The organism is Bacillus sp. 3G2 (assembly GCF_044324725.1).
In the GTDB taxonomy this organism is placed as follows: Bacteria; Bacillota; Bacilli; order Bacillales; family Bacillaceae_G; genus Bacillus_A; species Bacillus_A mobilis.
The window spans coordinates 4637501-4663795 of sequence record NZ_CP172246.1 but is presented as its reverse complement, the minus strand read 5'-3'; the positions used below and the strand labels follow the sequence as shown (position 1 = coordinate 4663795).

Below are 26295 nucleotides of genomic sequence, written 5' to 3'. Positions count from 1 at the left end.
GATGGAATTTTGATATTGATTTCATATATTGTTCATATGTACACGAAAATCCTGCAAATGATGACACTTTCAAATAAATGATAGCATATTTGAGTTCATAATACTTCTGAAAACGACTGAATTGTGTGTAAGTTTTCGCATAGATGCTTTTTAAATTGTATAAAATATGGTGAAAGGAAAATACATGAAAAAAAGGCTGAAAAACCCTTGAAAACGCTATGTTATTTTAAAATATTGATAATTCGCCAGACGCTTGAATTCTGGAATAAAACCGACTAATATAGGGAAGTATTATGTTAAATTTCTATGACAAAATTCGTACGATTTTTTGACTGCGTTTTGTTATGATATAGAATGTGATAAATTCCACATTCTTGACAAATAGAGTTTTTAGTACTTGGTATTATTTTTCATTACTATTATATAAAGAAAAGGGTTGTGATTTGGTGAAGACTCCAAAAATCGTAGTTTTAGGTGCAGGTTATGGCGGGATGATTACGACTGTTCGTCTGCAAAAAGCATTATCTGTAAATGAAGCTGAAATTACGTTAGTAAACAACAACAGCTATCACTACCAAGCGACTTGGTTACACGAGAGCGCAGCTGGTACATTACAAGATGAAAAAATCTGTCTAGATATTCAAGACGTTATTGATACAAATAAAGTGAACTTTGTACAAGACACAGTAGTAGAAATTAAAGCTGCTGAAAAACGCATTATCTTAAAAGACGGCGAGTTAGAGTATGACTACTTAGTAATCGGTCTTGGTTTCGAGTCAGAAACATTCGGAATTACAGGATTAAAAGAGCATGCATTCTCAATCGCTAACATTAATGCAACTCGTGAAATTCGTGAGCATATGGAAGCTAGTTTCGCTAAATATGCAACTGAACAACGCGATGAGCTAGTAACAATCGTTGTTGGTGGTGCTGGATTTACTGGTATCGAATACGTAGGTGAGCTTGCGAACCGTGTTCCTGAACTTTGCAAAGAGTACAATGTACCACGTGAAAAAGCACGTATTATCTGTGTAGAAGCTGCTCCAACAGCACTTCCAGGTTTCGATCCAGCATTAGTAGAATACGCTGTAAAACAACTTGAGAAAAAAGGCGTAGAATTCCGCATCGGTACAGCAATTAAAGAAGCAACTGAAGAAGGTATTATCGTTGCAAATGGCGATGATACTGAATTAATTAAGTCTGAAACAGTAGTTTGGGCTGCAGGTGTTCGTGGTAATGGTATTGTAGAAGAGTCTGGCTTTGAAGCAATGCGCGGACGTGTAAAAGTTGATGAGTACATGCACGCTCCAGGATACGAAGAGGTATTCATGGTTGGTGACGCAGCGTTAATCATTAACGAAGAAATTAACCGTCCATACCCACCAACAGCACAAATCGCAATTCAACAAGGGTACAACATTGCACACAACTTAACTGTGTTAGTTCGTGGCAAGGGCGAAATGAAGAAATTCGCATTCGATAATAAAGGATCTGTATGTTCTTTAGGTCATGATGATGCAATGGGCGTTGTTATGGGCAAAAAGTTAACAGGTTGGAAAGCTTCTTTCATGAAGAAAGTAATCGATAACCGTTACCTATTCTTATTAGGCGGACCTTTATTAGTTCTTAAAAAAGGTAAATTAAAGTTCTTTTAATATATAGTAGAAAAAGCAGAAACGGCTAAGAGCTGTTTCTGCTTTTTTCATTTTAAAAATATAGTATAATATATAAAAAGAAAGAATATTCTGTCCGTTCTGGTAGAGGAGGGTATTACATCATGGAGAAACGAGGGAAAGTGTGGTTAGCTGTCGGTGGCCTAGTAGCTACAAAAGATGGCAGGTGGCTCTTCGTTAAGAAGAAGTACAGTGGATTAAAGGGGAAATGGTCTTTGCCGGCTGGTTTTGTAAATGAAGGTGAGACGGTTGATGAAGCTGTGAAACGTGAAGTGTTAGAAGAGACAGGCATTGTCGCTCATGTGAAGGGAATCATTGGTGTTCGATCGGGCGTGATTCGAAATGAGATTAGTGATAATATGATTATTTTCCTTTTGGAGCCTGAAGGAGAAAACATTATTGTACAGGAGAAAGAATTGTCTGAAGTAGCATTTCTACATCCAGATACGATTGCAGACAATCCGAATACGTCTGTACTAATTAAATATTTGTTAGAAAGAAAATCAGAACTACATCTTGAAATGGACAAAACATTAAATCCAGGTGAACAATTTGGTTATACCGCCTATCACGTATTTACGGCGCATACGAAGGAGAGGGAGAAAGAGTGAGTATACCGGTACTACTTATTTCAATGATGTTATTTTTCATTTTGTTTTTTGGAATTGGATTTTTACTCAACATGATTTTGCGAGCTACGTGGGTAATGGTTATTGTGTATCCAATTGTTTGTATGCTTATTATTAATAAGGCGAGTGTGTGGGATTATTTTTCAAAGCCAAAAGAAACATTTTCTTCATTTGGGACAAGTGTATCGCATTTAGGACAAGCAGATATGTTTATTTTATCTACTGGATTAGTAGGTGCTGCATTAGCAGGAATCGTAATTAAGAAACTCCGGAAAAGCGGATATCAAATGTTTTAATCTCCAATTCATTTGGAGATTATTTTTTTGCATATTCCTTTATCGTATAGGGAATGATTAACGATGAAGGAGTGTGGAATATAAAAATGTTAAAACGATATTGTATTCGCATTATGATGACTTGTTTACTTGTATCCGCATTATGCGTAACATGGAATGCTTTCACAGGAGTTTCTTTATTAGAGATTGTAAAGAAGTATGAGGGAACGAGTGCAAAAGAAGTACATGCAGCAGAAATTAAGAGAAATGTTGCTCCGAGTAAAGAAGTGATAAATGCTTTAGAGCAGGCGAAAGACTGGTCTAAATATCGTTCAATTGAAATGACTGCAACAGGTTATACGTCAGGAATTGAGTCAACTGGTAAGAGGCCGGGACATCCGGAGTATGGTATTACATATTCAGGTGTTAAGGTGAAAAGGGATTTATATTCCACAATCGCAGCGGACTTACGCGTATTCCCAATTGGAACAATTTTATTCGTACCAGGTTATGGATATGGTGTAGTAGCTGATAAGGGTGGCGCAATAAAAGGAAACCGTCTTGATTTGTACTATGATACGGTGAAAGATGTTTATAGCCAATGGGGTAAGAAAAAAGTAAATGTGTATGTAGTGAAAGTTGGAGATGGTAAGTTTTCAGAGGAAGAGTTAACGATGTTAAATCAAGACGAAACGATGCAAGTGTTTCGCGGTCAATATTTAAAACAAAGATAGTCTAGTGGTAATTACGCTAGACTTTTTTTATTTCATAATAGAGGTAATAGTAGAAGTTAGAATTGTCGCATTTTATCGAAAATAAAGTTATAATAAAGGTAGAGTAGAGAAATTTAGGGGGGTCTGAACATGTTTCAAGTACAAAAAGAATTGGCAAGCCATGAAGCGGTAATCGTTGCCTTATTTGAAGAAGAGAAAACGAGTAGTTTTGTACAAGAACTGGACAAAGCTTTTGAAGGACAATTACAAGTTTTATTAGAAGAGAAAGAACTTTCTACGAAGAAGAAAGCTATTTCGAAAGTACATAGTTTAGGGAAAACAAATGTGAAACGTTATTATTTCGTTGGTTTAGGAAAGAAAGAATCGTATACGACAGAAACATTGCGTACTGCTCTTGGTAAGGCGTTTAAAACGTTACAAGCAGCAAAAGTACAAGATGCAGCAATCTTGCTTGATTCTTTCGTAACAGAGAAATTAGACGCGATTGATGTAGCTCACATTGCAGCAGAGGTACAAGGTCTTGGTACATATGAGTTACAAACGTATAAATCAGATCAAAAGGAACGTGTAGAGTTAGAGAAGTTCACGGCTATTACAGCAGAAGATGCACACGAAATTGAAGCTGCGTTAACAGTTGGCTACGTACATGGACATGCAACAAATTCAGCTCGTACACTTGTAAATATGCCGCCAAACGTATTAACAGCAACAAAGCTTGCTGAGTATGCTGTTGAGTTAGCGGAAAAGTATGATATGGATTATAAAGTTCTTGAGAAAGAAGAGATGGAAGATCTTGGTATGGGTGCGTTGCTTGCAGTAAACCAAGGATCTACTGAACCACCAAAAATGATCGCTCTTATTTATAAAGGAAAAGAAGAGTGGACAGATGTTATTGGATTCGTTGGAAAAGGAATCACATACGATACAGGTGGTTATTCATTAAAACCACGTGAAGGCATGGTCGGTATGAAAGGTGATATGGGCGGTGCTGCTGCTGTATTAGGTGCGATGGAAATTATCGGTGAACTTCGCCCGGAGCAAAATGTGATCGCTGTTATTCCATCAACGGATAACGTTGTAAGTGGTACAGCATTTAAGCCAGACGATGTCATCACGTCTATGAGCGGAAAAACAATTGAAGTATTAAATACAGATGCAGAAGGTCGCCTAGCGTTAGCTGATGGTATTACGTATGCGAAAAAACTAGGTGCAAACTATCTAATTGATGTTGCGACGTTAACAGGTGGTGTAATTGTTGCGCTTGGAAATCATACGACAGGTGCAATGACAAACAATGAAGAGTTGTTTGAGCAAGTGCTAGAGGCATCTATGGAAACAGATGAATCAATTTGGCAATTACCGATTTTTGATCGTGATAAAGAACGAGTGAGAAACAGTAAGTTTGCTGATTTAAATAACTCACCAGGTCGTGAAGGACATGCAGTTATGGCAGGTACATTCCTAGGCGAATTCGCTGAAGAAACACCGTGGGTACACTTAGACATCGCTGGAACATCTGAAACATCAGGAGCGCATGATTTAGGACCAGCTGGAGCAACAGGTGCAATGGTACGTACACTTGCAACACTTGTTGAACGTTTTGGAGAAGAATAAAATTATAAGAGAAGGCTGTTCCAACATGTTGGAACAGCCTTTTTTATTATGATGACTATGGTCGTCTTATCCCACATGAAATCGTTTCACTTTATCCCGCTTTAATGGGCAGTAAGACCTCCGCCTCAAAATTCAGCGAAAGCAAAGAAGTTAGGTGGGGGTCGGGCTACCCATAAAAGTCCGATTGGTTCAATTAATAATCAGTGGGGGATGAAGATCCCCCACTGATTAAAGTTTCACTTTATAAGGAAATCGTATATAACGTCCCATTTAAAGCGAATGAAGTACGGCCTGTTTCTTCAGAGACAACTAAAATAAGGGCATCGCTTTTTTCTGATAAACCAATTGCAGCTCTGTGACGTGTTCCTAGTTCTGGATCAACTTCAGTGCTTTTCGTTAACGGAAGAATATTGGCAGCTGAAACAATATGATTATTTTTAACGAGAACGGCTCCGTCATGAAGAGGGTTACCTGGGTAGAAAATGGATTCTAGTAACGGTGAGGTTAAATGAGCGTTTAATGTTGTTCCAGTTTGAATGCAAGATTCCAGTGTCTCGTTTCGTTCCACAACAATAAGAGCACCATGTTTTCGGGCGCTTAAATGCTGGACAGCTGTTGTGATGAACTGTGAGCTTTCAGTATACGGTGATAAATATGCTTGAATATAGTATGTAGCTGCCAATGTTTGTACATTGGCTAACATATGATGAATATCTTCCATTTTGCACAAAATACATTCATCTTCTTTATCAATTGCTTGCCTCATCATTGATAATTCTTTCTCAGCAATTTCAATCATTTGCTTTGTTTGTATTTTGAGCTCTTCTGACAAGCCCCATTCTTGCATAATCCTCATTCCCTTTAGTGGAGTATTTAACCATAGTGTATACAAATATTCTTAGTAAAATCCTGTTAGATTGTAAAAAATATTGAGATACAGGTTGTTTTTTTCATATAATAAAGGTAGGACAAGCGAGAGGAGATAGAAATATGAACTGGAAACAAGAATTTAGTCGCTGGCTTTCATATGCAGAGTTAGACGCAGAACTAAAAGAACAGTTAGAAAACATGAAGCAAGATGAGAAGAAAATTGAGGACAGCTTTTATAAAAATCTAGAATTCGGCACAGGTGGTATGCGTGGTGAACTTGGTGCTGGTACGAACCGTTTAAACGTATATACAGTTCGTAAAGCGACACAAGGATTAGCGACGTTTATTGAAAAATTAGGTGAAGAAGCAAAAAAACGCGGTGTTGTTGTTGCGTATGATTCTCGTCATAAATCACCTGAATTTGCAATGGAAGTAGCTGCTACACTTGGTGCACACGGTATTACAACATATGTGTTTGAAAGCTTACGCCCAACGCCAGTACTTTCTTTCGCAGTTCGTCATTTACATACAGTGAGTGGAATCGTTCTTACGGCAAGTCATAATCCGCCTGAATATAACGGGTATAAAGTATACGGTGAAGATGGTGGCCAGTTGCCTCCAAAAGAAGCTGATGAGTTAATTAGCTATGTAGATGCAGTAGAGGATGAGTTAACAGTTGAGGTTGCTAATGTGGAGCAATTAAAAGCTGACGGTTTATTACATATTATTGGACAAGAAGTAGATGATGCATATGCAGCAGAATTGAATAATGTCATCATTAATAAAGAAATGGTACAAAATGTTGGGAAAGACTTAAAAATCGTCTTTACACCATTACACGGAACATCAAATATTTCCGTACGCCGTGGTTTAGAAGAAGTTGGATTTACAGATGTAACAGTTGTAAAAGAGCAAGAGTTACCAGATCCGAACTTCTCTACAGTTAAATCACCGAACCCAGAAGAGCATGCAGCGTTTGAGTATGCAATTCGTGACGGTGAGAAGGTAGGCGCAGATGTGTTAATCGCAACGGATCCTGACGCTGACCGTCTTGGCGTAGCAGTTCGTAATCATGATGGTGAGTTCCAAGTATTAACTGGTAACCAAACAGGTGCATTAATGCTTGATTACTTATTATCTCAAAAGAAAGAAAACGGAACACTTCCAGAGAACGGTGTTGTATTAAAAACAATCGTGACATCTGAAATTGGCCGTACAATCGCGAAAGCATACGGTTTAGATACAGTTGATACGTTAACTGGATTTAAATTTATTGGTGAGAAAATTAAACAGTATGAAGAAAGCGGACAATACGAATTCCAATTCGGTTATGAGGAAAGCTATGGTTATTTAATCCGTCCATTCTGCCGTGATAAAGATGCGGTACAATCTGTTCTATTTGCATGTGAAGTAGCTGCATACTACAAGTCACAAGGAAAAACGTTATACGATGGTTTATTAGAAGTATTTGAGAAGTATGGTTTCTTCCGTGAAGATCTTGTATCGTTAACGCTAAAAGGAAAAGATGGAGCGGAACAAATCCAAGAAATGATGGCAACATTCCGTGAAAATCCTCCGAAAGAAGTAGCTGGCTTAACAGTTGTAGCAGTTGAAGACTATAAAGCGAGCATCGTTACATCTTTACAAGATGGACATAAAGAAGAGATTCACTTACCGAAATCAAATGTGTTAAAATATCAATTAGAAGATGGTTCTTGGTTCTGCCTACGTCCATCTGGAACTGAACCGAAGATTAAGTTCTACTTCGGTGTTCAAGATAATTCTTTACAAAATAGTGAACAAAAGTTACTTACTATTAAAGAAGATATTATGAATCGTTTATAATATAAAGTAATTTTAAGTAGTAGGGAACAAAAGGGAGTGAAACCTCCCTTTTGTTCTATGTAAGGAAATGATCGTTATTGATTCTGACAGAAGAGAGGGTATTTTGTGATGAAAAGAGTAAGAAAAGCGATAATCCCAGCAGCTGGATTAGGAACACGTTTTTTACCAGCTACAAAAGCAATGCCAAAAGAAATGTTACCGATAGTAGATAAACCAACTATCCAATACATTGTAGAAGAAGCAATAAAATCAGGAATCGAAGATATTATTATCGTTACTGGTAAAACGAAGCGCTCTATTGAAGATCATTTTGATAATGCATTTGAGTTAGAGCAAAACTTATTAGAAAAGAAAAAGTATGAGTTACTTGAAAAAGTACAGGCTTCTTCAAAAATGGTAGATATTCACTATATCCGTCAAAAAGAACCAAAAGGATTAGGGCATGCAGTTTGGTGTGCACGTAAATTCATCGGTGATGAGCCATTTGCTGTTTTATTAGGTGATGATATCGTTCAAGCTGAAAAACCATGTTTACGTCAATTAATTGAAGAATATGATAAAACGCTTTCTTCTGTTATTGGTGTACAAACGGTTCCAGAAGATGAAACACACCGTTATGGAATTATCGACCCATTAGAGCAGGAAGGACGTCGTTACCAAGTTCGCAATTTCGTTGAGAAACCAGCAGCAGGTACAGCACCTTCAAACTTAGCAATTATGGGACGTTACGTTTTAACACCTGAAATCTTCATGTTCTTAGAACAGCAACATATTGGTGCTGGTGGTGAAATTCAGTTAACGGATGCCATCCAAAACTTAAACGAAATTCAACGTGTATTCGCTTACGATTTCGAAGGAAAGCGCTACGACGTAGGTGAAAAGTTAGGATTCGTTCAAACGACAATCGAAATGGCCCTGCAACACCCAGAATTACGTGATGAAATGGTTCCAATGATGCAGAAAATTTTAGAAGAACACACGAAGCAACAGTCTTAATATAAAAAAAGAGTTATTTCAGTACGCTGAAATAACTCTTTTTTTACTATGAAATCGTCGAATGAGAATGCTGATAAGCGGAACGGCGTACAGCATAGTATATACGAGGTGCGATAATAGCACCGATAATTGTAAATACAATATCTTTTACTGCGAACCACATCATAATCATCCAAGCAGCTTTATAGCTCATATTACCACCCATAAAGAGATTGACTGCCCCGTACATATAAGTAGTACCGATAATATAAGTTAAAATGATTCCTGTGAAAGAGGCAATTGCAAATGTACTGAATGTTGGTTTTTCCTTTTGTTCTACGAGTTTTCCTGATACGTAAGCAACGATAATAAATGCGATAATAAAACCACCAGTAGGATCTAAAAGTGCTCCAAAACCAGCTTTGAAGTTAGCGAAGATTGGCGCACCTGCTAATCCAACAAGCATATAAACAGTCATTGATAATGCGCCAAGTCTACTTCCAAGAAGAAGCCCTGCTAAAATTGCGAAAAATGGTTGCATAGATAATGGGATGCCAGCTACTTGCAGGAATGGTGCCCAAGATACAATATTTGCACCAATGGCCATAAGAGCAACGAACATGGCAGCCAATGCTAAATCTAAAACATGAAATCTTCTCATAATGTTAACCTCCTGTTGTTTTTAGGTTAACATTATCGTAGCGAAAATATTTACTTGTTGTCAATCAAAATATTTTGATAAGAAGGCTTCAAATAATCTCTTAGCAACGTATATGGAATACGAAATTGCGGAATTCCGCTTGAATAAGGAGCAATCTCATATAAAGGGAAATAAATGACGAGATTGTCTGGTTCTAAAAAGAAGTGGAACTTTTTCGTGCTCATGACCTTTTCAGTTGCATCGGGAAAATAAATGCTTTCATTTTGTTTAATTTGCCTTACAATTTCAGCACGGATGACTTCTTTATACGTATCTGCTTTTTGAAATAAATCGTCTAAGTGTAGTAGCTTTTTTTCGTTTAAATCAAATGTGTTTGCCTTCCACGTATAAAGACCGTGTGCTCCACCTGTAAATTGATAGTAATTCACATATAGACTAAGAAAAGGTGGTTTATTTAAGGAGACTTTATAATCAACATTCGCCACATACGGGTGAAATGGTGTACTAGATCCTTCTGTTTCTTTATAATATTTTTTTGCGTCTTTTTCTAATTTGGCTTTAAATTTGTCAGTAGATTTCTTGTAATAGAAATTGAGCTTATTTTGAAATTTAGAATCAGAAAAATTGTGAAAAGAAGGTCTGTTAATTTGATATTCTATATAAGGTTTCTTACCTTTTTGCGTCACAGTCTGAACATCGATTGTCAGGTTGGATGCTTTGGCTGCTAGTGCACAATTTGGTACAATAGTCAGCAAGGAGAACATAAGCAGTAGTATACAAAATTTCTGTTTCATTTAGGTGAAACCTCCTTATATAAGTGTTATAAGTAGTTTGAAAATAAACAGGTAAAATTATACATTTAATTAAAGTAGGAGAAGGGGGAAACGAGATGGCAAAAACTTTAATGGATTCACTTGGAATCGAGTTGTTAGAGATGACAGAGGATAAGGTAGTTGCTACGATGCCTGTAGATGAGCGTACGCATCAGCCATTTGGATTTTTACATGGTGGTGCTTCTGTTGCATTAGCAGAAACAGTAGCAAGCGTTGGTTCATATAATTTAATTGATCAAGAGAAATGTATTTGTTTCGGTCTAGAAATTAATGCAAATCACATTCGCTCAAAGAAAGATGGCATTGTAACAGCGATCGGGACACCGATACATAGAGGACATTCAACGATGGTTTGGGATGTGCGTATCATCGATGAAAATGATGATTTACTATGCATATCACGATGTACAGTAGCAATTAAAGAAAAACGTGAAAAGTAAAAAAGAGGCGCTCTCATGAGCTGCCTCTTTTTCTTATAATTAGAACTGGATTTTCTTCTCTAAGAAACCTTTTAGTTCGCTAATTGGCATACGAACTTGTTCCATTGTGTCACGGTCACGTACTGTAACAGCTTTGTCTTCAACTGAGTCGAAGTCATAAGTGATACAGAATGGTGTACCGATTTCGTCTTGACGACGGTAACGTTTACCGATAGAACCAGTTTCGTCAAAGTCTACCATGAAGTCTTTAGCTAGTTCTGCGAATACTTCAGTAGCACCTTCAGATAGCTTTTTAGATAATGGTAAGATTGCTGCTTTGTATGGTGCTAAAGCAGGGTGGAAACGAAGAACTGTACGAGAATCGTTTTCTAATTGCTCTTCTTCATATGCATCACATAAGAATGCTAATGTTACGCGGTCAGCACCTAAAGATGGCTCGATGCAGTACGGTACGTAACGCTCATTCGTTTGTGGATCGATATAGTTAAAGTCTTCGTTAGAGTGTTCCATGTGACGTTTTAAATCGAAGTCTGTACGAGATGCTACGCCCCATAGTTCGCCCCAACCGAATGGGAATCGGAATTCAATATCAGTTGTTGCGTTACTGTAGTGAGATAACTCTTCTTCACCGTGGTCACGAAGACGCATGCTTTCTTCAGTCATACCAAGTGAAAGTAACCAGTTCTTACAAGTTTCACGCCAGAATGCGAACCACTCTAAATCTTCACCAGGCTTACAGAAGAATTCAAGTTCCATTTGTTCGAATTCACGTGTACGGAATGTGAAGTTACCAGGCGTGATTTCGTTACGGAAGCTCTTACCGATTTGGCCAATACCAAATGGAAGTTTTTTACGCATAGAGCGTTGTACGTTTTTGAAGTTTACGAAAATACCTTGTGCTGTTTCAGGACGAAGGAAGATTTCGTTTGTGCTAGACTCTGTAACACCTTGGAAAGTTTTGAACATTAAGTTGAACTGACGGATTTCAGTGAATTCTTCACTACCACAATCAGGACATTTTACTTCATGCTCTTTCATTAAGTCAGCCATTTGGTCGAAAGTAAGACCATCAACAACCATTTCGATGCCTTTTGCATCTAATGCATCTTCAATTAATTTGTCAGCACGGTGACGCGCTTTACATTTTTTACAATCGATCATTGGATCGTTGAAGTTACCAACGTGACCAGAAGCGATCCAAGTTTTTGGGTTCATTAAAATAGCTGCGTCTAAACCAACGTTGTATGGAGATTCTTGAATGAATTTTTTCCACCAAGCTTTTTTAACGTTATTTTTTAATTCGATTCCAAGTGGACCGTAATCCCAAGTGTTTGCAAGACCACCGTAAATTTCAGAACCAGGGAAAACAAAACCGCGATGTTTTGCTAAGTTTACAACTTGTTCCATTGAATACATAATAAAATCCTCCTTTTGAAAGTTAACGTATTGGCGATGACGTGCTCAGATACTAGTGAAACGAGCGGTATATGCTTTGAAAACATAAAAAAACGCTCATCCCAAGGCTTAATTGCCTAGGGACGAGCGTTTGCCCGCGGTTCCACCCTAGTTGATACACTAAAGGTGCATCCACTTTATCACGTATTGCTCGAGACTGCCGTTTCCTTGCGGCTTCAGGCTTTCACTATCCCTGAATCGCTTTTTGTGCAAGTACTTATAAGTCCGTCATCGCTACTTATATTAATAATAATGAACATATTCTAACACGTTCTTTTTTAAATCTCAATAGAAGAGCGCGTCTATCTATGATAGAGTCTCGCCTATTTTTTCGTTATTTATTCCGAAATTTTGTTTAATGTGCTTAATTGCTTCACGTTTACTAAGCGGGGCAAGCTCGTTATTTTGCACGTATTCCCAAACGACATCAGGCTTCGTTTTTGCATATTCACGAAGAACCCAGCCGATTGCTTTTTGAATGAAAAATTCTTTTGAAGAATGTAGTTGTCCAATAATCCAGAAAAGAAGTTCTTCATCCATCTTTTGTTTATATTTTAGCTGGAATAAAATAGCGGCGCGTTGTAACCATATGTTATCGGATGCAATCCATTTTGGAATATATGCGGAAATTAATTCTGGTTTTTGTAAAAAGATATTCCCTAAAAATGTAGGAACGATGCTATCAACAGTGTCCCACCAAGACTTTGTGACAATGAGCTCTTCTAAGAAGGGGATATGCGTTTCGTTTATATGCTTTTTATATTTTTGCATAATATCAAGTGCGGCTGCTTGAAATTCACGTTCTGGTAAGTCCCAAAGTTCACGTATGATAATTTGAAAGTCTTTTTGATCTGGAAGAGTGTGTATTTGGATAACGTCTTTTAATAACTGTCTTCTTTCAGGTGTTTGAATACCGAGAAATGGGAAGTGGTTTTTCATATAACGTACCATCGGTTCCGCTTTTTCAAGGTTTTTATGGGCTATGAAATGCTCTTGTAATGCTTGTACAAATGGATGCATAAGTCCGTTCTCCTCTCTAATTATCTTACTCCTATTATTATACAGAGAGTTTGGTTGAATTTTAAAACATAACTTGCCATGTAATGAAATATGTTGAGAGTAGAGAGGAGAGGATAAGATGGAAGATCAAGGCGTACTAGCAGGTTTCTTTGCTCTTAGTTTTGCGTTTATTCTTGTTGTATTGATTTGGGCAATTATTGCGTATTTATTAACGGCTTTTGCACTGTATACGATGGCGAAAAATGATGGTGCAACGGATGGTGCTCTTGCGTTTATTCCTTTTTTAAATAGTAAGATCTGGGGTGACTTAGCAAAAGATAAATTACCAGATTTCTTGAAAGAAGAAGCAGGATGGAAAGTATTCGGCATATATGTCGCGTGTTTCATTTTTAACTTCGTACCAATTCTATATTTAATAGCAACAGCGGTAGCGATTGTGCTGTCTATTTATCTTATCTACGCTATTTTAGACAGGTACGGAACGAATTCTATATTGTTTACAATTATTCATACAATCACGTTTTCAGTTTTCTTACCGATTCACTTATTTATTATTCGGAATGAGCCGGTAAGATATAACGAGTAGATATATGCGGGGAGCTGTTTCGAAGATATTTTGGAACAGCTTTTTGTTGGTTAATTGATATTTCGTTGACTAAGAAAAAAGGGCTGCCACATAGGACAACCCTTTTTTACTACATAAGGTAACGTAAATAAATATAAATATGAGAAATGATTAATGAAACGATCATAATTGGGAAACCGACTTTTAGGAAGTCCATGTAGCTAAATTTATGTCCTTCGCGGCTTGCGATACCTGCGACAATTACGTTAGCAGAAGCTCCGATTAATGTTCCGTTTCCACCTAGACAAGCACCTAATGCTAATGCCCACCATAATACGTCGACTTGTGCGTCAGAAGGTGATAAACCTAGCCCAACTGCCATATCGTTAATAAGTGGGATCATTGTTGCAACGAATGGAATGTTATCAATTGTTGCAGAGGCGATACCAGATACCCATAAAATAAGGATAGATGCGTAAGAAATATCTCCGCCCGTTATGCCAATTACTTTTTGCGCTAACATTTTGATAAGGCCGATATCGATAAGCCCTCCAACGAGCACGAATAGTCCTGCGAAGAAGAAGATTGTTACCCACTCTACACTTGCGAATACCTCTTCAATTTCATGTTCTTTCACGCCAATTAGCATAAGTACAGTAGCACCAGTTAAAGCGATGATAGCTGCATCAACATGGAAAATCGAATGAGTCATAAAACCTACGATTGTAAGTCCAAGTACTGTTAAAGATTTTTTCATTAATACTGGATCTTTAATGTATTGCTTTTCATCTAAACTCATTAATTTTTTAACTTGTACAGGATCAGCAATTAATTGTTTACGGTACATGAAGTAAAGTATTGTTGCTGTAACAGCAATAATAATGATTACGATAGGTGCTAAGTTGAACAAGAAAGCATTGAAATCTAAATGCTTATTTGCAGAACCAATCATAATGTTAGGTGGATCACCAATTAATGTTGCTGTTCCCCCGATGTTTGAAAAAATAATTTCAGAAAGTAAATAAGGAACAGGATTTACTTGCAGTATGCGCGTAATAGATAAAGTAACTGGAACAACAAGAAGTACAGTTGTAACGTTATCTAAAAATGCGGAACCAAGTGCAGTAAGTAAGGAAAGTGAAATTAAAATTTTAATTGGATTTCCTTGTGCTCCTTTTGCTGCTTTAATGGCAACGTATTGGAAGACACCCGATTTACTCGTAATATTCACCAGAATCATCATACCGATGAGTAGTGTAATCGTCCCCCATTCAATATGTTTCGTAAAGGCGTTGTGTAAATCAACGACCCCCATAATTACCATGAGTGCTGCGCCAAGAAGTGCGATGACAGCGCGATTAATTTTTTCAGAAATAATAATGGCATATGTAATTAAAAAGACTGCGATAGCAAAATAATACTGCCAGTTTGCGAGCTCTTGCGTTGTTTCGTGCAAAACTCTCATCTCCTTTCATTCACTTTTCTTAGTGTGTCAAAAAATTAACTAGATGAAACACACATAACGTCATTATAAAGTAGAAAAAAGGGGGATGTAAATGAAAGGGCTTATTTTGTCATATTTTCTGCATCGGTCATTTTTTCTTATTTTTAAAAATATTTGTGGGCATTTGACATATATATAAGATACATCCAATCTGAATATTTAAAATGGAATTAGCATTCGAGCTTGTTCGTGTAGGAGTGTCAAATAGAAAGGAATGACAAAGATGATAAGGAAGGGATCGTATGGATGAACAACGATTTTTATTTTTGGATTTTGAGTTTACGATGCCCCAGCACAGAAAAAAACCAAAAGGATTTTTCCCGGAGATTATTGAGGTAGGACTCGTCTCGGTTGTTGGCTGTAAGGTAGAAGACACGTATTCAGCTCATGTTAGGCCGAAAACTTTTCCTTCATTAACGGATCGATGTAAGAAATTTTTAGGGATTAAACAAGAAGTCGTAGATAAAGGAATTTCGTTTCCAGAACTCGTTGAAAAACTTGCAGAATATGAAAAGAGATGTAAACCAACCATTGTTACGTGGGGAAATATGGATATGAAAGTGTTGAAACATAATTGTGAAATGGCGGGAGTAGACTTTCCATTCTTAGGACAGTGTCGTGATTTATCACTTGAGTATAAGAAGTTTTTTGGGGAGAGAAATCAAACAGGATTGTGGAAAGCAATTGAGGCGTATGGAAAAGCAGGGACGGGTAAGCATCATTGTGCGCTAGATGATGCGATGACGACGTATAATATTTTTAAATTAGTAGAAAAAGATAAAGAGTATTTAGTGAAACCAGCACCTCCAACATTAGGAGAACTCGTTGATTTTTCAAAAGTGTTAAAGAAAGTGAGTACACAGTAACGACCAAATTGCACAGTATGTAATTTGGTCGTTTTGTTTTTTAAAGTTTGTAGTCTTTTTTTAACTGTTCTAATGTTTCTAGACTACGAACCGCAAAAGGTGAATTATCTTCAGAAAATGAATTCATTTGAGTTTCTAATGCTAATTTGAGTGACTCTGTATACTCTGGAATTTCTCCTTCATATTTCTTCACCATTTGCTCTGGAATGTTCGTTTGTTCACGGAAAGCTAAAGCGCGTCTTTCATGGAAAAATGGTACGTCAGCTTGTTTTACGTTATGTAAGTCACCTTGCACCGGATGTTTTAAAACAGCTAATACTTTTACGACGTAACTGCCAGGACGGCTATTTGTAACTTCGCCGATGTATTTTCCAGTTTTATAAATACCAGTAACGATTTCACCAATTTCAAATGTTTCTCTCATATTTTTCACCTCAAGTTTATAGTAAGGAAAGTCCACGAAGGAGTCAAAGAAATCATTCGCTTTTTGAACGCCCCCTTGAGAATATGAATCGGTTCAACTATAATTTAAAGATATATAACAGAAAATTCTGATGTTTTCAATCCAATCATAAGGAGTGTTCAATGTGATGCCTTTATATTTTCCGGAAGATAAAACAGAATATATTATTCCAGGGATTGTTTGCGTTCTATTTATCATTGGTGCCGTTGCTACGTGGCGTATGTTCATTCGTGTATCAAAACGAGAAGCAGATAGGTTACAGAAAGTTGAAGAAAAACTGTTAGCGGAAAAGAAACAGTAACTCATTTTTGTATGTTTCCCTCTATGCTCGGACAATCTAAGGGCAGAATATATTTTGGAGGGAATAGAATGAAGAAACGGCTTTTTTTCAGTTGTTGTTTATTATTTCTGATGGCAGGTTGTGACCAAGGAAAGCCGAAAGAAATTGACGTGAAATTACATAATGCTTCAGGCGATGAAGTGGGGACTGCAAAAGTAGTGCAGCAAACAAGCGGAGTGAAAATTACGGTTAAAGGGGAAGGTTTTGCACCTGGCCCGCACGGCATACATGTACACGAAATTGGTGAGTGTAAAGCGCCACGATTTGAATCATCTGGGAATCATTTTAATCCTGATAATAAAAAGCATGGGCTTCTTAATCCGAAAGGTGCAGAAAACGGTGATTTACCGAACGTAATTGCAGACAGTTCTGGAAAGATTAAAGCAGAAATCGATGCACCCCATATAACGCTTGAAGAAGGAAAAACGACGATTCATAGAAAAGATGGAGCGTCTATTATTATTACAGAAAACGCTGATGATGGTATGACACAACCAACAGGTAAATCTGGTGATCGAATTGCTTGTGGTGTCATTGTAAAAAAAGCGTCGGATATGAAGAAAAAGTAAAAGCTACCGTGCATGGTAGCTTTTTTTGTGAAACGTAAGTGAAAATATATCGATTTACCTACAAAGGAGTTTATTATGAAAACGTATGGCGCAGTCTATTTAAAATTTCCTCTAAAACAGATCTTGGACAGCCGATGTTAATTCGAATATGTTCTTCTCCGCCTAATCCGTATTTCTCACCAGGTTCAAGGATGATTTTTCCTTTTTCCTCAAGCAATGTAGTGCGTTCATTTTGAGAAAGCTGTAGGCGAGAGCAATCAATCCACAATAAAAAACTACCTTCTGGTTTCGTTACAGAAAGAGCAGGTATGTGATCTTTAATATATTTACAAGCGAACCCAGCGTTATCTTCTATATATAATCGGATTTCATTTAGCCAATCGTTGCATTCTGTATAGGCACTTTGCATCGCTGTATAGGCAAATGTATTTAATCCGTGGAAGCCTTGTCTATATTGGATAGATGTAAAGGCTTGACGGAGTTTTTCGTTTGGAATGATAATAATCGATGCTTGTAATCCAGCGATATTAAATGTTTTACTCGGAGCCATACAAGTAATTGTGCGCGCTGCTAATTCTTCAGATAAAGAAGCGAATGGTGTATGTGTATGGTCTGCGTAAATAATATCGGAATGAATTTCATCCGCGACAACGATTACGTTATATTTTGTACATAACGCGCCAAGCTGTGTGAGTTCCTCTTTTGACCAAACACGCCCGATAGGATTGTGAGGGCTACAAAGAAGCAGGAGTTTGACGCCTTGTTGAAATTGTTTTTCTAAATGATCGAAGTCTATCGCATATGTATCATTTTGTTTCTGTAATGGACTTACGCATAATTGTCTGTTGTTTGTTGTAACCATTTCGAAAAATGGTGGATAAATAGGTGGTTGTACGAGAACAGATTCATTTTCTTTTGTGAAGGCCTGTATGCTCGTACTAAGAGCTGGAACGATTCCGGCGCTAAAGACAATCCATTCTTTTTGAATATCCCAGTTGTACTGTTTTTTTGTCCAGTTACAAATAATATCTCCCATATTTTCGGGAGGAAGTGTGTAGCCGAAAATAGGATGCTCGATACGTGTCTTTAAAGCAGTTTGAATTGGTTGTGGTACTTCAAAATCCATATCAGCAATCCAAGCATGGATAAGTTCTTCGTTTTTATATGTATCCCATTTTGTACTATGAGTTCCACGACGATTGACTGTTTTATGAAATAGTTGCATAAGTTTGCCCCCTTCTTCTGTAAAACCGATAAGTTATGAAAGTTCTCTCTCTTCTTATAGAATAGCTGATGTGATAGGATAAAGAAAAGTATTAAAAAGTGAAAAGGCGGGAAGCGAATGGGTACATATGAAAAGATGATAGAGGTTGTGAAGAATTGGGATCCGTTTCAAATGGGACCGGAGTTTTATGAAACAGAAGCGAGCGATGTTGTGAACGTCGTAAGTGTGTTTGATGATCCAAAATACATCGCAAAGAAGATTCAACATATATACTTTATGTCTTTTGAGGAAGTACCTGCGCTTGAAAAATGTGAGAAGTTAGCTGTGGAATTACTTGTAATAAAAGAAGGCGGAAGTTGTTCATTGTAGGCTGTCGGAATTTCCGACAGCCTTTTTACATTATTGCGCAGAAAAAGCGATGATTTCTTCATAAACGTGTTCAGGTTTTTCTTCAGGTAGTAAATGCCCTGTGTTTTCGTAAGAAATAAATTTTGAATTTGGTAAATCTTTGTGTAGACGATGACCTACATGTACAGGGACGACACGATCTTTTTCACCCCATATGAGTAGTGTAGGGGTTTCGATTTTTTGTAATTCAGTTGAAGATAAGTCACCTTCACGGTCTCGTATCATACGAGTTAAAGCAGGGAATATACGATTGTCATAAAAAGGAGCAGAGTAGCCTTCCTTCATTTCATCGTCAATTAATGAGTGATCATGAACGACATTCATTAAGTTATGAACGATGCCGCGCCGAATAATCCAGTTCTTTACGTATAAATGAAAGAACGGTAAATAAGAAGAGTACAGTAAAGGTAAGGTTGCGCGTGCTAAATAGCTAGAGCTACATAGTAAAATTGTCTTTGAAATTAATTCAGGACGTATACGGTTTACATAAAGAGAAATTTGTCCACCCATAGAATGCCCGACTAACACAATGTTTGAGAGAGATAAATGTTCAATTAAATCGATAATAATCGTTGCTAAATTGTGATAAGAATACTTAAACAGATGAGACTTATCACTTTTTCCGAATGGTGGTAAATCAAGAGCCAGTACTGTTCCTGCTTTCGATAGTAAAGGAATAAGCCGGCGGTAACTGAATGAGGAAGATAAAAAGCCGTGAATGAGCACGAAAGTAGGACGTTCCGTTTTGTTGTCATGTTCATACAATTCGTAATGAATGGTAGTGCCGCGAGTGGAAAAAGTGAAATAAGGACAAGTATATTCGTGATTCATTTTTTGTCACTCCATTGATTTTTGTTCATATCATTTCCAAGGAAGAAGAAAATATGTTAACAAAAAAAGGCAAGATGACGATGTCATCTTGCCTTTCGCTTATTCAGTATTATCCGCGAACAATATTAGGCGGTGTTTTTCCTTGTAACCCTGCAACTAAATTTTCAGCCGCTGTCATAGCCATTTGCTGCCTAGTTTTTAATGTTGCAGATCCGATATGCGGTAAAGTCACAACATTTTGTAAGGATAAGAGCGGATTATCTTTTTGAATCGGCTCTTGTGTAAACGTATCGATGCCTGCTGCAAAGATTTTCTTTTCGGTTAAGACATGGATTAACGCTTCTTCATCTATTGTTTTTCCGCGAGAAGCATTAATGAAGATTGCTGTTTCTTTCATTAATGAAAATTCCTTTTCTCCAATAAGATGATATGTTTCATCTGTTAGTGGAGTAAGAAGGACAATAAAGTCAGACTGCTTTAGTAGCGTCTGTAAATCACAATATGTAGCATCGAATTTTTGCTCTGCTTCTTCTTTACGGCGACGGTTATAATAAAGAACATTCATATCAAATCCGAATTTCGCTCGTTTTGCAACGGCTTCACCAATTCGTCCCATTCCGATAATACCGATTGTACTATGGTGTACATCCAGTCCGAAGTGCTCTTTTCCAATTTCGGCATTCCATTCACCATTTTTTACGTAGGAGTCGAGTTCGCAGACGCGGCGACCAGCAGATAGCATAAGAGCGAAAACGAGGTCAGCTACTGTATCATCTAGTACGTATGGTGTATTCGTTCCGATGACATTACGCTTTTCCATCGCTTGTAAATCAAAATTATCGTAACCGACAGAAATGTTGCTTACTACTTTTAAGTTAGGAGCTACATCTAATAATTCTTCATTAATAGCAGATCCAAAATTTAATAAACCATCTTTATCTTGTATTTTCTCCAATAGAACATCACGAGGTACTTTCTTATTTTGCTCCCATTTTTCATAATCACAGTGTTCTGATAAATATTTTTCTACAAATGTTGGAACTGGTTCGGCAATATAAACTTTTGGTTTCACGGTTCCATCCCCTTTCGCTTTATCACGCATTTTTCCGCTGATTAAATTACCCCGCTTTAACGAGCAGTAAGACTCCCACCTAAAAAGACGGTTGAGGCAAAGAAGTGAGGTGGGAGATTAACTGCTCGTAAAAGCCCGATTGGTGTGGGCTGAGAATCAGCGGGGTGAGTCTTTCCGCTGATTAAAGTTTCACCTTATTTTGACATAATTCACTGAAAAAATCTTCTTTTCAAACTGGAAAGGGTATTTGTATAATTTAGACACAAAGGAAAAGAAAGGATGATTTATATGGTGACAGAAAAGGAATTAGAATTATTAGCTTGTCTTGAAAAAAGTAGTCGATTAACTGTAGATACATTAGCGAAGCTGTTAAATATAGAAGTAGAAGAAGTAAAGAAAATGGTGGAGAAATTAGAAGCGGAAAAGATTATTGTGGATTATGTAACACATATCGATTGGACGAAGGTGAAAGAACATACAGGTTTAACAGCGATGATCGATGTGAAAGTTACGCCAAAGCGCGGAGTTGGGTTCGATGCGGTTGCTGAACAAATTTATCGTTATTCAGAAGTGAAATCTGTGTATTTAATGTCAGGGACATATGATCTTTCTATTACATTAGAAGGAAAGACAATGGGAGAAGTAGCGATGTTTGTTTCTGAGAAATTAGCAACAATTGAATCTGTCGTTTCTACAACAACACATTTCATTTTGAAGAAGTATAAACATGAGGGAATTATTTATGAAAAAAACGATGATGATAAGCGGATTGTGGTGACACCATGAAGCAATTTGAACTATCTAGAGCAGCAGAATCTTTACAACCATCAGGTATTCGAAAGTTTTTCGATTTAGCAGCGAATATGAAAGGTGTTATTTCTCTTGGAGTAGGAGAGCCTGACTTTGTTACACCTTGGAATGTAAGGCAAGCATGTATCCGTTCTTTAGAACAAGGATATACGTCATATACAGCAAATGCAGGATTATTGGAGCTCCGTCAAGAAATAGCAAAGTATCTAAAAAAACAATTTGCAGTATCTTATGATCCAAACGATGAAATCATTGTTACAGTTGGAGCGAGTCAGGCGTTAGATGTAGCGATGCGTGCCATTATAAATCCTGGTGATGAAGTACTCATTATTGAACCGAGTTTCGTTTCTTATGCACCGCTTGTGACATTAGCTGGAGGAGTTCCGGTTCCTGTGGCGACAACTTTAGAAAATGAGTTTAAAGTACAACCAGAACAAATTGAAGCAGCTATTACAGCGAAAACAAAGGCAATTTTACTTTGTTCACCAAATAACCCAACAGGTGCGATGTTAAATAAATCCGAGCTTGAAGAAATAGCAGTGATCGTTGAAAAGTACAATTTAATCGTATTATCTGATGAAATTTATGCAGAGCTTGTATATGACGAAGTATATACAAGTTTCGCGAGTATTAAAAATATGCGTGAGCATACGATTTTAATTTCAGGATTTTCAAAAGGATTTGCGATGACAGGATGGCGCCTCGGTATGATTGCAGCTCCTGTTCATTTTTCGGAATTAATGCTCAAAATCCACCAATATTCCATGATGTGTGCACCGACGATGTCTCAGTTCGCAGCACTCGAAGCGTTACGCGCGGGGAATGATGAAGTAATTCGAATGAGAGATAGTTATAAGAAACGACGTAATTTTATGACGACATCTTTCAACGAAATGGGATTAACATGCCATGTACCGGGCGGAGCGTTTTATGTCTTTCCTTCCATTTCTTCAACTGGATTATCTTCAGCGGAATTTGCAGAACAGTTATTATTAGAAGAAAAAGTGGCTGTTGTACCTGGAAGTGTATTTGGCGAAAGTGGTGAAGGTTTTATTCGTTGCTCGTATGCAACATCGCTTGAACAACTCATGGAAGCAATGAAGAGAATGGAACGGTTTATAGAAAATAAAAAAAGGACAAAACGTAATACGTTTTGTCCATAAAAGGGGGGGAATACTAGAAAGCCATGTGTTAGTATTCTATCCCAATATTGGAGAATTATACGTACTACAGGAAATTTTTCGTTAATTTTGAATGAGTTCTGTCATAGTGGTATAATTTACTAATATAAGGTATGCGTATCCTGAGTAGCTTTACTTAGGATACGTACTAACTAATCGGATATTTAACAATAAATCATCTGCTTGCTATCTACAATTGTAGAGAAAATGGTAAACGTATGGGAGTGTTTCATATGTCAGAACAATATACAACAGGAGTGGTTGTAACAGGGAAAGTGACTGGGATTCAAGATTACGGTGCATTTGTAGCGTTAGATGCAGAAACACAAGGACTTGTGCATATATCTGAAATTACAAATGGATATGTAAAGGATATTCATGACTTTTTAAAAGTCGGCGATACAGTAGAAGTAAAAGTACTTTCAATTGATGAAGAACACAGAAAAATGAGTTTATCGTTAAAAGCGGCAAAAAGAAAACAAGGACGGATTCTTATACCGAATCCATCTGAGAACGGATTTAATACGCTGCGAGAAAAGCTAACAGAATGGATTGAAGAGTCCGAGTTAACAAAGTAAAAGAGGAGCGCATATGAGCGTTCCTCTTTTACTTTGTCTTATGATATATATTTGCAAATATGATTGCATGCAATCATATTCGTATGTCGGAGTGAAATAAAGACATACTGACTAGTGGATTTCGTTCGTTTCTGGGTGAGTACCAAGATTTTCTGATGGTTTAAAGAGTAAACCAAGATTGATAAGCCCAGAAATACCGACGATGCCGTATATAATACGTGCGAGAGCTGAGTTTTGTCCACCGAAAATAGCTGCCACTAAGTCAAACTGGAAGAACCCGATTAGTCCCCAGTTCACAGCGCCAATTACAGTAAAGACTAATGCGATACGTTGTAGAGTACTCATGAAAAAGCCCCCCTTTAATTGTGAAGCATGAGCAAGCGATGAGTTAATTAACTCCTTTATAGAATGGGGTAGTTATGTTGTTTTTATACATAAAAAATATAAGAAAAAGGATGTATATACATCTATACCGAAAAATGCGAATTTTTATGCAAAAAATGAACTTTTTCTAAAAAATATATATTGGTTACGTTTACAATTGTTGAATCGCTTGATTTACAACTTCAGTTTCGCTAAAGTGAATACAGAAATACATATACATTATTGGAGGGAAAAAGATGAGTACACATGTAACGTTCGACTATTCTAAAGCGTTATCCTTCATCGGTGAACATGAAATCACTTATTTACGTGATGCAGTGAAAGTAACACATCACGCAATCCACGAAAAAACTGGAGCTGGGAACGATTTCCTTGGGTGGGTAGACCTTCCGCTTCAATATGACAAAGAAGAATTTGCTCGTATTCAAAAATGCGCAGAAAAAATTAAAAATGACTCTGACATTTTACTTGTTGTAGGTATCGGTGGTTCTTACCTAGGAGCACGCGCCGCAATCGAAATGTTAAACCATTCTTTCTACAACACGCTATCTAAAGAACAACGTAAAACTCCACAAGTGCTATTTGTTGGACAAAACATTAGCTCCACTTACATGAAAGATTTAATGGACGTATTAGAAGGTAAAGACTTCTCTATTAACGTTATTTCCAAATCAGGTACAACAACAGAGCCGGCACTAGCATTCCGTATTTTCCGTAAGTTATTAGAAGAAAAGTATGGACAAGAAGAGGCTCGCAAACGTATTTATGCAACGACAGATAAAGCACGTGGTGCATTAAAAACATTAGCTGATAACGAAGGTTACGAAACATTCGTTATTCCAGATGATGTTGGAGGACGCTTCTCTGTATTAACGCCAGTTGGTTTATTACCAATCGCAGTAAGTGGCTTAAATATTGAAGAGATGATGAAAGGTGCAGCTGCTGGTCATGGTGACTTCGGTGCATCAGAGCTAGAAGAAAACCCAGCTTACCAATATGCAGCAGTTCGTAATGCTTTATACAATAAAGGAAAAACAATTGAAATGCTTGTTAACTATGAGCCAGCACTTCAATACTTCTCTGAGTGGTGGAAACAGTTATTTGGTGAAAGTGAAGGAAAAGATCAAAAAGGTATTTTCCCATCTTCAGCAAACTTCTCAACTGACTTACACTCATTAGGTCAATACGTTCAAGAAGGTCGTCGTGACTTATTCGAAACAGTTCTGAAAGTAGGTAAATCTACGCATGAACTAACAATCGAATCAGAAGAAAACGATTTAGATGGATTAAACTACCTTGCTGGTGAAACTGTAGACTTCGTAAACACAAAAGCATACGAAGGTACATTACTTGCACATAGCGATGGTGGCGTACCAAACTTAATCGTAAATATCCCTGAATTAAATGAGTACACATTCGGTTACCTTGTATACTTCTTCGAAAAGGCATGTGCGATGAGCGGTTACTTATTAGGCGTAAATCCATTTGACCAACCAGGAGTAGAAGCATACAAGAAAAACATGTTTGCTTTACTTGGTAAACCAGGATTTGAAGAGTTAAAAGCAGAATTAGAAGAGCGTTTAAAATAATAAAAAGCGACCGGAATACGGTCGCTTTTTATTATTTCATCGAAAAGTTCATCGGTATATTCAAACTAGAGTGGGTATGCTAAAGAAAAAGTCTAGGAGGGATGGGCTTGATTCCGATTCAATCCAATTTAGAAGGACGTACATATGCGTTATATAAGTTAGAAGAGACAATGAAGCCGCTTGGGTATAACATTGGTGGCAATTGGGATTACGATAAAGGGTGCTTCGATTATAAAATCGATGAAGAAGATGGCTATCAATTTTTACGAGTGCCATTTACAGCAGTGAATGGCGAATTAGATGTGCCGGGCGTAATCGTCCGTCTTGAAACACCGTATATTCTTTCTCACGTATATCAAGACGAACTAGATGATCATGTAAATACTTTAGCAGCCGGAACAAGTGGAATGGATCAATTTGCTGAGCCGAAAGATCCAGATGGAGATGTGAAAAGAAAATATATCAATATTGGGAAAGTGCTCATACAAGAACTAGAGCGTCATTTTATTAATGGTGAATAACAATGAGTATGTCGCTTTCAATGAGAATAAAGGAATGGACTGGATTAATCATATATTGTTCGTCGCGCTTTATACCTAGTAATAGAATGTTTTGCTTTAAAAGAGTATAGCTGCAATTTGCGAAAGTTTGTCCTGTGCAGGAAGGAGAAAGCTCCATCAGTTGTAATTTATTATCAGAGATTTCATCGTAAAGTGAGAATAGTACACCTGAAATGGAAGGGAATAAAAGAGAAGCGGTAAATACATAGCTTGTTAATTTATTTCCTTCTATAATTTCTGATACACCAGCTCTTGTTGCATTTTGTATTTGTTCAGAAGTAAGAAGTTCAGCGATGCAATGAATGTTTGGATTGAGTCCTTTTGCA

Annotated in this window: 30 protein-coding genes (1 of these 30 running past the window's edge); 18 read left to right on the top strand and 12 right to left on the bottom strand. The window is 37.3% G+C overall.

The window, feature by feature from the left end:
- Nucleotides 1-446 precede the first annotated feature (446 nt).
- From ACHZK0_RS24095 to pepA, 5 genes are all read left to right on the top strand, one after another.
- The gene (locus ACHZK0_RS24095) at nt 447-1655 is read left to right on the top strand and encodes an NAD(P)/FAD-dependent oxidoreductase (protein ID WP_000856609.1); all 1209 of its coding nucleotides are present in this window, start codon (nt 447-449) and stop codon (nt 1653-1655) included.
- Between the two features lie 122 nt (nt 1656-1777).
- Complete coding sequence (locus tag ACHZK0_RS24090; protein WP_395760956.1) at nt 1778-2284, top strand: NUDIX hydrolase; 507 nt, start codon at nt 1778-1780, stop codon at nt 2282-2284.
- Entirely contained in the window at nt 2281-2598 is a 318-nt protein-coding gene (locus tag ACHZK0_RS24085) for a YuiB family protein (RefSeq protein ID WP_000027018.1), read from the top strand. Before ACHZK0_RS24090 ends, ACHZK0_RS24085 begins: the two co-directional genes overlap by 4 nt.
- A gap of 86 nt (nt 2599-2684) precedes the next feature.
- On the top strand, nt 2685-3311 hold the full coding sequence (locus ACHZK0_RS24080) for a 3D domain-containing protein (RefSeq protein WP_033656415.1): 627 nt from the start codon (nt 2685-2687) through the stop codon (nt 3309-3311).
- 129 nt (nt 3312-3440) lie between these two features.
- Nucleotides 3441-4925 carry a cytosol aminopeptidase gene (pepA, locus tag ACHZK0_RS24075; RefSeq protein ID WP_395760955.1) on the top strand — a complete coding sequence of 495 codons (1485 nt, stop codon included), beginning with the start codon at nt 3441-3443 and terminating at the stop codon, nt 4923-4925.
- 241 nt (nt 4926-5166) lie between these two features.
- On the opposite strand, the gene cdaS is transcribed toward pepA, so the two are convergent.
- Nucleotides 5167-5772 carry a sporulation-specific diadenylate cyclase CdaS gene (cdaS, locus tag ACHZK0_RS24070; RefSeq protein WP_270607907.1) on the bottom strand — a complete coding sequence of 202 codons (606 nt, stop codon included), beginning with the start codon at nt 5770-5772 and terminating at the stop codon, nt 5167-5169.
- A 143-nt stretch (nt 5773-5915) separates the two neighbouring features.
- On the opposite strand from cdaS, the gene ACHZK0_RS24065 reads away from it, so the two are divergent.
- Both ACHZK0_RS24065 and galU read left to right on the top strand, forming a co-directional pair.
- Nucleotides 5916-7640: a phospho-sugar mutase gene (locus ACHZK0_RS24065; RefSeq protein ID WP_073516968.1), complete on the top strand. Its 1725-nt coding sequence runs from the start codon at nt 5916-5918 to the stop codon at nt 7638-7640.
- A 108-nt stretch (nt 7641-7748) separates the two neighbouring features.
- Complete coding sequence (gene galU / locus ACHZK0_RS24060) at nt 7749-8636, top strand: UTP--glucose-1-phosphate uridylyltransferase GalU (RefSeq protein ID WP_262741014.1); 888 nt, start codon at nt 7749-7751, stop codon at nt 8634-8636.
- Nucleotides 8637-8682: 46 nt separating this feature from the next.
- On the opposite strand, the gene ACHZK0_RS24055 is transcribed toward galU, so the two are convergent.
- Both ACHZK0_RS24055 and ACHZK0_RS24050 read right to left on the bottom strand, forming a co-directional pair.
- Entirely contained in the window at nt 8683-9276 is a 594-nt protein-coding gene (locus ACHZK0_RS24055; RefSeq protein WP_061680146.1) for a biotin transporter BioY, read from the bottom strand.
- Nucleotides 9277-9326: 50 nt separating this feature from the next.
- A complete protein-coding gene (locus ACHZK0_RS24050) occupies nt 9327-10070 on the bottom strand; it encodes a DUF3298 and DUF4163 domain-containing protein (RefSeq protein WP_262741013.1) in 744 nt (247 codons plus the stop codon).
- A gap of 95 nt (nt 10071-10165) precedes the next feature.
- Between ACHZK0_RS24050 and ACHZK0_RS24045 the strand changes: the two genes are divergently transcribed.
- A complete protein-coding gene (locus ACHZK0_RS24045) occupies nt 10166-10549 on the top strand; it encodes a hotdog fold thioesterase (RefSeq protein ID WP_001140610.1) in 384 nt (127 codons plus the stop codon).
- 39 nt (nt 10550-10588) lie between these two features.
- Here ACHZK0_RS24045 and ACHZK0_RS24040 read toward each other — a convergent pair whose 3' ends face one another.
- Entirely contained in the window at nt 10589-11965 is a 1377-nt protein-coding gene (locus tag ACHZK0_RS24040; protein ID WP_000287155.1) for a glycine--tRNA ligase, read from the bottom strand.
- A gap of 345 nt (nt 11966-12310) precedes the next feature.
- Nucleotides 12311-13024 (bottom strand): DNA alkylation repair protein, encoded by a 714-nt coding sequence (locus ACHZK0_RS24035; protein ID WP_262741011.1) that lies wholly within the window; start codon nt 13022-13024, stop codon nt 12311-12313.
- A gap of 118 nt (nt 13025-13142) precedes the next feature.
- On the opposite strand from ACHZK0_RS24035, the gene ACHZK0_RS24030 reads away from it, so the two are divergent.
- Entirely contained in the window at nt 13143-13610 is a 468-nt protein-coding gene (locus ACHZK0_RS24030) for a hypothetical protein (protein WP_262741010.1), read from the top strand.
- 109 nt (nt 13611-13719) lie between these two features.
- Here the strand turns inward: ACHZK0_RS24030 and ACHZK0_RS24025 are convergent, their stop codons facing one another.
- Complete coding sequence (locus tag ACHZK0_RS24025; RefSeq protein WP_071725008.1) at nt 13720-15045, bottom strand: ArsB/NhaD family transporter; 1326 nt, start codon at nt 15043-15045, stop codon at nt 13720-13722.
- Between the two features lie 290 nt (nt 15046-15335).
- On the opposite strand from ACHZK0_RS24025, the gene kapD reads away from it, so the two are divergent.
- A complete protein-coding gene (gene kapD / locus ACHZK0_RS24020) occupies nt 15336-15959 on the top strand; it encodes a 3'-5' exonuclease KapD (protein WP_061680142.1) in 624 nt (207 codons plus the stop codon).
- Nucleotides 15960-15999: 40 nt separating this feature from the next.
- Here kapD and ACHZK0_RS24015 read toward each other — a convergent pair whose 3' ends face one another.
- The gene (locus ACHZK0_RS24015) at nt 16000-16383 is read right to left on the bottom strand and encodes a kinase-associated lipoprotein B (RefSeq protein ID WP_262741008.1); all 384 of its coding nucleotides are present in this window, start codon (nt 16381-16383) and stop codon (nt 16000-16002) included.
- A gap of 163 nt (nt 16384-16546) precedes the next feature.
- Between ACHZK0_RS24015 and ACHZK0_RS24010 the strand changes: the two genes are divergently transcribed.
- Nucleotides 16547-16723, top strand: a complete 177-nt coding sequence (locus ACHZK0_RS24010; protein ID WP_000982762.1) for a hypothetical protein — start codon at nt 16547-16549, stop codon at nt 16721-16723.
- Between the two features lie 68 nt (nt 16724-16791).
- Nucleotides 16792-17331, top strand: coding sequence for a superoxide dismutase [Cu-Zn] (gene sodC, locus ACHZK0_RS24005; RefSeq protein ID WP_262741007.1), 540 nt, complete (start codon nt 16792-16794; stop codon nt 17329-17331).
- Between the two features lie 73 nt (nt 17332-17404).
- Here the strand turns inward: sodC and ACHZK0_RS24000 are convergent, their stop codons facing one another.
- Entirely contained in the window at nt 17405-18556 is a 1152-nt protein-coding gene (locus ACHZK0_RS24000; RefSeq protein ID WP_262741006.1) for a MalY/PatB family protein, read from the bottom strand.
- A gap of 117 nt (nt 18557-18673) precedes the next feature.
- Between ACHZK0_RS24000 and ACHZK0_RS23995 the strand changes: the two genes are divergently transcribed.
- Complete coding sequence (locus tag ACHZK0_RS23995) at nt 18674-18925, top strand: YugE family protein (protein WP_000537642.1); 252 nt, start codon at nt 18674-18676, stop codon at nt 18923-18925.
- Between the two features lie 30 nt (nt 18926-18955).
- Here ACHZK0_RS23995 and ACHZK0_RS23990 read toward each other — a convergent pair whose 3' ends face one another.
- Complete coding sequence (locus ACHZK0_RS23990; protein ID WP_073516961.1) at nt 18956-19795, bottom strand: alpha/beta fold hydrolase; 840 nt, start codon at nt 19793-19795, stop codon at nt 18956-18958.
- Between the two features lie 109 nt (nt 19796-19904).
- Nucleotides 19905-20897, bottom strand: a complete 993-nt coding sequence (locus tag ACHZK0_RS23985) for a 2-hydroxyacid dehydrogenase (protein ID WP_395760954.1) — start codon at nt 20895-20897, stop codon at nt 19905-19907.
- Nucleotides 20898-21155: 258 nt separating this feature from the next.
- On the opposite strand from ACHZK0_RS23985, the gene ACHZK0_RS23980 reads away from it, so the two are divergent.
- From ACHZK0_RS23980 to yugI, 3 genes are all read left to right on the top strand, one after another.
- Nucleotides 21156-21653 (top strand): Lrp/AsnC family transcriptional regulator, encoded by a 498-nt coding sequence (locus ACHZK0_RS23980; RefSeq protein ID WP_061680264.1) that lies wholly within the window; start codon nt 21156-21158, stop codon nt 21651-21653.
- Nucleotides 21650-22840 (top strand): aminotransferase, encoded by a 1191-nt coding sequence (locus ACHZK0_RS23975; RefSeq protein ID WP_270607601.1) that lies wholly within the window; start codon nt 21650-21652, stop codon nt 22838-22840. Before ACHZK0_RS23980 ends, ACHZK0_RS23975 begins: the two co-directional genes overlap by 4 nt.
- 251 nt (nt 22841-23091) lie before the next feature.
- Nucleotides 23092-23436, top strand: a complete 345-nt coding sequence (gene yugI / locus ACHZK0_RS23970; protein WP_000003765.1) for a S1 domain-containing post-transcriptional regulator GSP13 — start codon at nt 23092-23094, stop codon at nt 23434-23436.
- A 111-nt stretch (nt 23437-23547) separates the two neighbouring features.
- Here yugI and ACHZK0_RS23965 read toward each other — a convergent pair whose 3' ends face one another.
- Nucleotides 23548-23781, bottom strand: a complete 234-nt coding sequence (locus ACHZK0_RS23965) for a DUF378 domain-containing protein (protein WP_000105787.1) — start codon at nt 23779-23781, stop codon at nt 23548-23550.
- A gap of 275 nt (nt 23782-24056) precedes the next feature.
- Here ACHZK0_RS23965 and ACHZK0_RS23960 point away from each other — a divergent pair, with 275 nt between their 5' ends.
- Complete coding sequence (locus ACHZK0_RS23960) at nt 24057-25409, top strand: glucose-6-phosphate isomerase (RefSeq protein ID WP_061680266.1); 1353 nt, start codon at nt 24057-24059, stop codon at nt 25407-25409.
- A gap of 107 nt (nt 25410-25516) precedes the next feature.
- Nucleotides 25517-25930: a YugN-like family protein gene (locus tag ACHZK0_RS23955; RefSeq protein ID WP_262741002.1), complete on the top strand. Its 414-nt coding sequence runs from the start codon at nt 25517-25519 to the stop codon at nt 25928-25930.
- Here the strand turns inward: ACHZK0_RS23955 and ACHZK0_RS23950 are convergent.
- On the bottom strand, nt 25917-26295 hold the 3' portion of the coding sequence (locus ACHZK0_RS23950; protein ID WP_061680268.1) for a potassium channel family protein. Its footprint extends 617 nt past the window's final position; 379 of the gene's 996 nt are visible here — the last part of the coding sequence; its start codon lies beyond the right edge, outside the window — the gene reads right to left on this strand; its stop codon occupies nt 25917-25919. The genes ACHZK0_RS23955 and ACHZK0_RS23950 overlap by 14 nt on opposite strands.

What these genes read in the sequence shown, in the direction of transcription:
- ACHZK0_RS24030 (WP_262741010.1), top strand. Translation starts at nt 13,143, where the DNA reads ATGGAAGATCAAGGCGTACTAGCAGGTTTCTTTGCTCTTAGTTTTGCG.
- ACHZK0_RS24045 (WP_001140610.1), top strand. Translation starts at nt 10,166, where the DNA reads ATGGCAAAAACTTTAATGGATTCACTTGGAATCGAGTTGTTAGAGATG.
- ACHZK0_RS23960 (WP_061680266.1), top strand. Translation starts at nt 24,057, where the DNA reads ATGAGTACACATGTAACGTTCGACTATTCTAAAGCGTTATCCTTCATC.
- ACHZK0_RS24090 (WP_395760956.1), top strand. Translation starts at nt 1,778, where the DNA reads ATGGAGAAACGAGGGAAAGTGTGGTTAGCTGTCGGTGGCCTAGTAGCT.
- ACHZK0_RS24035 (WP_262741011.1), bottom strand. Translation starts at nt 13,024, where the DNA reads ATGCATCCATTTGTACAAGCATTACAAGAGCATTTCATAGCCCATAAA.
- ACHZK0_RS24065 (WP_073516968.1), top strand. Translation starts at nt 5,916, where the DNA reads ATGAACTGGAAACAAGAATTTAGTCGCTGGCTTTCATATGCAGAGTTA.
- ACHZK0_RS24015 (WP_262741008.1), bottom strand. Translation starts at nt 16,383, where the DNA reads ATGAGAGAAACATTTGAAATTGGTGAAATCGTTACTGGTATTTATAAA.
- ACHZK0_RS23980 (WP_061680264.1), top strand. Translation starts at nt 21,156, where the DNA reads ATGGTGACAGAAAAGGAATTAGAATTATTAGCTTGTCTTGAAAAAAGT.
- cdaS (WP_270607907.1), bottom strand. Translation starts at nt 5,772, where the DNA reads ATGCAAGAATGGGGCTTGTCAGAAGAGCTCAAAATACAAACAAAGCAA.
- ACHZK0_RS24050 (WP_262741013.1), bottom strand. Translation starts at nt 10,070, where the DNA reads ATGAAACAGAAATTTTGTATACTACTGCTTATGTTCTCCTTGCTGACT.
- ACHZK0_RS23995 (WP_000537642.1), top strand. Translation starts at nt 18,674, where the DNA reads ATGGGTACATATGAAAAGATGATAGAGGTTGTGAAGAATTGGGATCCG.
- yugI (WP_000003765.1), top strand. Translation starts at nt 23,092, where the DNA reads ATGTCAGAACAATATACAACAGGAGTGGTTGTAACAGGGAAAGTGACT.
- ACHZK0_RS23985 (WP_395760954.1), bottom strand. Translation starts at nt 20,897, where the DNA reads ATGCGTGATAAAGCGAAAGGGGATGGAACCGTGAAACCAAAAGTTTAT.
- ACHZK0_RS24080 (WP_033656415.1), top strand. Translation starts at nt 2,685, where the DNA reads ATGTTAAAACGATATTGTATTCGCATTATGATGACTTGTTTACTTGTA.
- kapD (WP_061680142.1), top strand. Translation starts at nt 15,336, where the DNA reads ATGGATGAACAACGATTTTTATTTTTGGATTTTGAGTTTACGATGCCC.
- ACHZK0_RS23990 (WP_073516961.1), bottom strand. Translation starts at nt 19,795, where the DNA reads ATGAATCACGAATATACTTGTCCTTATTTCACTTTTTCCACTCGCGGC.
- pepA (WP_395760955.1), top strand. Translation starts at nt 3,441, where the DNA reads ATGTTTCAAGTACAAAAAGAATTGGCAAGCCATGAAGCGGTAATCGTT.
- ACHZK0_RS24000 (WP_262741006.1), bottom strand. Translation starts at nt 18,556, where the DNA reads ATGCAACTATTTCATAAAACAGTCAATCGTCGTGGAACTCATAGTACA.
- galU (WP_262741014.1), top strand. Translation starts at nt 7,749, where the DNA reads ATGAAAAGAGTAAGAAAAGCGATAATCCCAGCAGCTGGATTAGGAACA.
- ACHZK0_RS23965 (WP_000105787.1), bottom strand. Translation starts at nt 23,781, where the DNA reads ATGAGTACTCTACAACGTATCGCATTAGTCTTTACTGTAATTGGCGCT.
- ACHZK0_RS24055 (WP_061680146.1), bottom strand. Translation starts at nt 9,276, where the DNA reads ATGAGAAGATTTCATGTTTTAGATTTAGCATTGGCTGCCATGTTCGTT.
- ACHZK0_RS23975 (WP_270607601.1), top strand. Translation starts at nt 21,650, where the DNA reads ATGAAGCAATTTGAACTATCTAGAGCAGCAGAATCTTTACAACCATCA.
- ACHZK0_RS24040 (WP_000287155.1), bottom strand. Translation starts at nt 11,965, where the DNA reads ATGTATTCAATGGAACAAGTTGTAAACTTAGCAAAACATCGCGGTTTT.
- sodC (WP_262741007.1), top strand. Translation starts at nt 16,792, where the DNA reads ATGAAGAAACGGCTTTTTTTCAGTTGTTGTTTATTATTTCTGATGGCA.